Origin of the sequence: Variovorax sp. WDL1 (assembly GCF_001541225.1) — a bacterium.
GTDB lineage: Bacteria > Pseudomonadota > Gammaproteobacteria > Burkholderiales > Burkholderiaceae_C > Variovorax.
Genome location: NZ_LMTS01000024.1, coordinates 1 through 538, shown reverse-complemented (window position 1 = coordinate 538; position 538 = coordinate 1). Strand labels below are relative to the sequence as shown.

Annotated in this window: 1 protein-coding gene; it reads right to left on the bottom strand. The window is 56.7% G+C overall.

Features of this window, described 5'->3' with window-relative positions; all coding sequences use genetic code 11:
- The coding region (locus APY03_RS02060; protein ID WP_157103364.1) for a DUF4158 domain-containing protein at nt 1-393 on the bottom strand (393 nt) is incomplete at its 3' end.
- Nucleotides 394-538: the final 145 nt, after the last annotated feature.

Genomic DNA, 538 nt, shown 5'->3' with positions numbered 1-538 from the left:
GTCGCGCAGTTCACGTACCAGTGAGCGGCGCTGGTGCTCGCTCATCCACTGGAATCCAAGGACCGTGCAGGCTACTTGTTGGTGATCGAATAGCGTGCGCCCGCGTTCATACATGGCTCTCAGCGAGGCGACTTCTGGTGCTGCAATGCCAAGCTCGTTGCCAAGGTGGCGCCACAAGGCTACTGGAATTACCCGAAAGGCACCGAGCAAACGCCCACTCATGCGCAGGAAACCAATATGGAGCGCCAGACCAAGCTTGTGGGAATCACCTCGGCGTGCATTGATTGCGTCGCGCTCGGCACCATCGAAGGTGAAAAATGCCTTCATCTCGAAGTCGCTGATATCGCGGGGGAGCCCACGCATCCCCAAAAACGTTGTGTGCCAACCCTGCATCGTGAACCTCAAAAGTGGGAGGCCACCATACCCGTTTACAAAGCGAACAGGAAAGTCAATGAAATCAACGGTCTACCCAGACCACCCCCGCGCCAGTGCTAGCTTTGCGTACCGTCACTTATTGCACTGAAAACGAGGAGACCCC